Below are 4,201 nucleotides of genomic sequence, written 5' to 3' on the forward strand. Positions count from 1 at the left end.
TGGTTACCTACGGGAACGGTATTGTGCCAAAGCCCACCTTCGAGAATCCGGGTCGCATCGTTGAACATGTTTTCGAAATAGAGATCGCCCGGTTTAAGGTTGTTGGTAGCCATTCGTCGCCCTCCCTTGGACGCTAGACATTGTCAGGAACTGCCAGATCAGATTGCATTTTCACGGGAATTGACTTGGGATTGTGCGGCCGATGGTTGCAGAATGACCGCACAACAATTGCAGTACCAGCCTGCTAGGCCCATTGAGGCCCTTTCTTGAAGGCAATTGGCATGAGCGGGGGAGCAAGTAGGGCAATTTTATGAAACGGTATATTGTCCACCTTCATGCCCGTGGCGGGCAGGTGCTGTCGCGCAGGACCAGCGAGGCGGGAAGCCGGATCTCGTTTCGCGCGGGCGCCTTGCCCGTCGTCATCAGCGCGATCAATTCGGCGGCGGCGGTGGCGCCGAGATCGCGGCGCGGCTGGACGATGGTGGTCAAGGTCGGCTCGCAATAATCGGCATAGGCAATGCCGTCGAACCCGACGACGGAGAGATCTTTTGGGACGCGCAGGCCCGCGGCATGGATGGTCTTGATCAGGCCGATCGCCATCTCGTCATTGGCAGCGAACAGCGCGGTCGGGCGCGATTTTGGCGCGCGCGCGAGCAGCGCCCGGCCGCCCTCGACGCCGGTCGCAAAAGTGAAATCGCCGGGCAGGATCAAGCCCGCGTCAACCGCAATCCCCGCCTCGCGCACCGCCTGCCGAAAGCCTTCGAGACGCTGTTGCTCCAAAATGTTGGATTTCGGTCCGCTGAGATAGGCGATGCGCGTGTGTCCGAGATCGATCAGGTGCCGCGCCGCACAACGTGCGGCGAAAACATTGTCGATCGTGACCTGCGGAAAACTTTCGCCCGGAATATGTTCGCAGGCCGCAACCAGCGGCACGTGTGCATCGCGCAGGTCGCGGTCCGCGCTTCGCATCACATGGCCGCACAGGAGCAGCACGCCGTCGGCCTGGCCTGCGCAGACGAGGTCGACGTAGCGCGCCTCCTTCTCGGGCGGGCCGGCCAGATTGGCGATGATGAGCCCATAGCCTGATGCCGACAGGGTGTCGTCGATGCCCTGCAAGACCTCGGCAAAGAACGGGTTGGCGATGTCCGGCACCGCCACCAGCACCACCATGGTTTTCCGCACGCGCAGATTCCGCGCCGAAATGTTCGGCGTGTAACCGGTGTCGCGCACTGCGGCGAGCACGCGCGTGCGCGTTTCCTCGGTCACCACTTCGGGCCGCGCCAGCGTGCGGCTGACAGTCGCGACCGAGACGCCGGCAAGCTGCGCAACGTCCGCGATCTTGGCCGCCTTCGGGCGTATCTGTCTGATTCGCTTTGCCATCTCTGCATCCCGACGATCGCCGCCGTCACCGCGCTTGCAAAACGTTGAACTTGTGATAGGATGGCAATGTAATCGATTACATCGGCATGTAAAGCTATTAAGAGCCCGTTCGGGGCCGAGGCCAAGACAAGCAGCCTGCAAAGGCAGATCGGGAGGAATGATGAAGCGCGCACTGTTCGCATCGGTGGCGATTGCCGCCATGGCCTTGTCCTTGGCCGCACGGCCGGTCTCGGCCGAGGAGATGAAGGCCGAAGTCATCCACTGGTGGACCTCCGGCGGCGAGGCGGCTGCCGTCAAAGTGTTCGCCGATCAGTTCACCAAGGCCGGCGGCACCTGGATCGACAGCGCCGTTGCCGGAGCAGCGAATGCGCGCAACGCCGCGATCAGCCGCACCGTGTCAGGCAATCCGCCGACCGCCATGCAGCTCAACACCGGAAAACAGTTCGACGACCTGGTTGAGGGCGACCTGCTCGCCGATGTCGATGCGGTCGCCACCGAAGGCAACTGGAAGGGCGTGATGCCCGCCGCGATCATCGCCGCGGCGACCCGCAACGGCAAGATGTACGCAGTGCCGATTAACATCCACGGTCAGAACTGGCTCTGGTACAACAAGGCCGTGCTCGCCTCGATCGGCGCGACCGAGCCGAAGACCTGGAATGACGCAATCGCCATTCTCGACAAGCTGAAGGCCGACGGTAAGTTGATCCCGCTGGCATTCTCGGGCCAGAAGAACTGGGAGCAAAACCTGTTCAACTCGGTCATGATCGGCGTCGGCGGCGCGCAGATGTGGACTGGCATCCTCGGCAAGCGCGACGCGGCGCTGGCGCAGAGCGCCGAGTTCAAACAGGTCGCCGTCACCTACAAGAAGCTCAAGGACTATGTCGACGCCGGCGCGCCGGGCCGCAACTGGAATGACGCGACCAACATGGTCATCCAGGGCAAGGCCGGCATGCAGATCATGGGCGACTGGGCCAAGGGCGAGTTCGTCGCCGCCGGAAAGGTCCCGGAGAAGGATTATGGCTGCACCGTGCTGTCCAACGGGAGCGGCGGTTACGTGATGGGCGGCGACGTGTTCGTCTTCCCGAAATCGAAAGACCCGGCCACCACCAAGGCGCAGATGACCTTGGCGAGGCTGATGCTGACGCCCGAGACCCAGATCCAGTTCGCGCTGAAGAAGGGCTCGATCCCGGTGCGCAGCGATGTCGATACGTCCGCGCTCGACGCCTGCGCCCAGAAGGGCATGCGCTATGTCGCAGACAAGGCCCAGCAAATGCCGTCCGGCGACATGCTGGCACCGCCCGCGCTGATCGGCGCGCTGCAGGATGCGATCTCGCAATATTGGAACACCGACATGAGCGCGGATGAGTTCTCCGCCAAGGTCGCCACGGTGCTGAAGTCCCAGGAATGACGCACCACGAGAGGGGCGGCTGATTTTTCACCCGCCCCTTTCACGCTCATCATCGATCCTCTCTCATTCGTGCGATGTGATGCGTCTCTCGCTGTCCTCCCGAGCCTCCGCGATCTCGGCGCTCATCCCGGCGCTGATGGTGATGCTCGTCGTCTATATCGGCGCCACCGGCTGGACCGTGTGGATGTCGCTGACCAATTCGCGCATGCTGCCGAACAACAATTTTGTCGGCCTGCGCCAATACGAGATGCTGCTCGGCAACGATCGCTGGCTCACCTCGGTCCACAACATCGTCATCTATGGCGTGCTGCTGGTCTCGCTGGCCCTGGCGATCGGCTTTTTGCTGGCGGTCGCGATCGACCAGCGCGTGCGCGCCGAGGACACCATCCGCTCGATCTATCTCTATCCCTATTCGATGTCGTTCGTGGTCACGGGCCTGGTCTGGCAGTGGCTCTTGAACCCGACGCTCGGCATCCAGCACGTGCTGCGCAGCTGGGGTTTTCAAAACGCCACCTTCGACTGGATCGTGCGGCCGGAGACCGCGATCTATTGCCTCGTCATCGCCGGCGTCTGGCAGGCCTCCGGCCTCGTGATGGCGATCATGCTCGCGGGCCTGCGCGGCATCGACGACGAGATCTGGAAGGCGGCGCGGGTCGACGGGCTGCCGAAATGGCGGGTCTATGTGTCGATCGTCATTCCGATGATGGGCGCGAGCTTTGCGACCGCGGCGGTGCTGCTGTCGACCGCCGTGGTGCGGCTCTACGACCTCTCGGTCGCGATGACCAATGGCGGCCCCGGCATCGCCTCCGAGGTGCCCGCCAAATTCGTCATGGATCATCTGTTCGAGCGCGCCAACATCGGGCTTGCGACCGCGGCCGCCACCATGATGCTGATCACGGTCATCGCGGTGGTCGCCCCCTATCTCTACTGGCGCGCGCGCAGGGGAGAGATCCGATGACGGCGCTCGCCGAGCCCTTGCCCACCGTGCGCCGGCGGACGCGCATGACACCGGCGCGCTGGGGTCTCTACGCCTTCATCCTCATCACTGCGCTCTATTTCCTGCTGCCGCTCTATGTGATGGTGGTGACCTCGCTGAAACCGATGGCCGAGATCCGGCAGGGCAATCTCCTGGCTTTGCCGATGTCACCCAGCATCGATGCCTGGATCAAGGCCTGGACCTCCGCCTGCACCGGGCTGACCTGCGGGGGCATCAGGGTCGGCTTCTTCAATTCGCTGCGCATCCTGGTGCCTTCGGTCGTCATCTCCATCCTGGTGGGATCGCTCACCGGCTATGCGCTGTCGCTGTGGCGCATCCGCGGCGCCGGCATCCTGTTCGGCGCGATGATGGTGGTCGCCTTCATCCCCTATCAGCTCTTCATCTATCCGCTGGTGCGGGTGTTCGCCGTCACCGGG

General features: G+C 63.2%; 3 protein-coding genes and 1 pseudogene. 3 read left to right on the top strand and 1 reads right to left on the bottom strand.

Annotated elements, in window-relative coordinates:
- Positions 1 to 333 precede the first annotated feature (333 nt).
- Positions 334 to 1,581, bottom strand: coding sequence for a LacI family DNA-binding transcriptional regulator (locus JOZ76_RS05405; RefSeq protein WP_291697600.1), 1,248 nt, complete (start codon positions 1,579 to 1,581; stop codon positions 334 to 336).
- Here JOZ76_RS05405 and JOZ76_RS05410 point away from each other — a divergent pair.
- The 3 genes and pseudogenes from JOZ76_RS05410 to JOZ76_RS05420 all read left to right on the top strand — a co-directional run.
- The gene (locus JOZ76_RS05410) at positions 1,541 to 2,788 is read left to right on the top strand and encodes an ABC transporter substrate-binding protein (RefSeq protein WP_291697601.1); all 1,248 of its coding nucleotides are present in this window, start codon (positions 1,541 to 1,543) and stop codon (positions 2,786 to 2,788) included. The genes JOZ76_RS05405 and JOZ76_RS05410 overlap by 41 nt on opposite strands.
- 79 nt (positions 2,789 to 2,867) lie before the next feature.
- Positions 2,868 to 3,746, top strand: coding sequence for a carbohydrate ABC transporter permease (locus JOZ76_RS05415; protein WP_291697602.1), 879 nt, complete (start codon positions 2,868 to 2,870; stop codon positions 3,744 to 3,746).
- Positions 3,743 to 4,201, top strand: a pseudogene (locus JOZ76_RS05420) (carbohydrate ABC transporter permease); the annotation flags it as partial. The gene JOZ76_RS05415 and the pseudogene JOZ76_RS05420, both read left to right, overlap by 4 nt.

The organism is Bradyrhizobium sp., from assembly GCF_019244115.1.
GTDB lineage: Bacteria > Pseudomonadota > Alphaproteobacteria > Rhizobiales > Xanthobacteraceae > Bradyrhizobium.

Bases quoted from the DNA above. Each gene is read 5' to 3' on its own strand.
- JOZ76_RS05405 (WP_291697600.1), bottom strand. From the start codon at position 1,581: ATGGCGGCAATCGCCACCGATGCGAACAGTGCGCGCTTCATCATTCCT.
- JOZ76_RS05410 (WP_291697601.1), top strand. From the start codon at position 1,541: ATGAAGCGCGCACTGTTCGCATCGGTGGCGATTGCCGCCATGGCCTTG.
- JOZ76_RS05415 (WP_291697602.1), top strand. From the start codon at position 2,868: ATGCGTCTCTCGCTGTCCTCCCGAGCCTCCGCGATCTCGGCGCTCATC.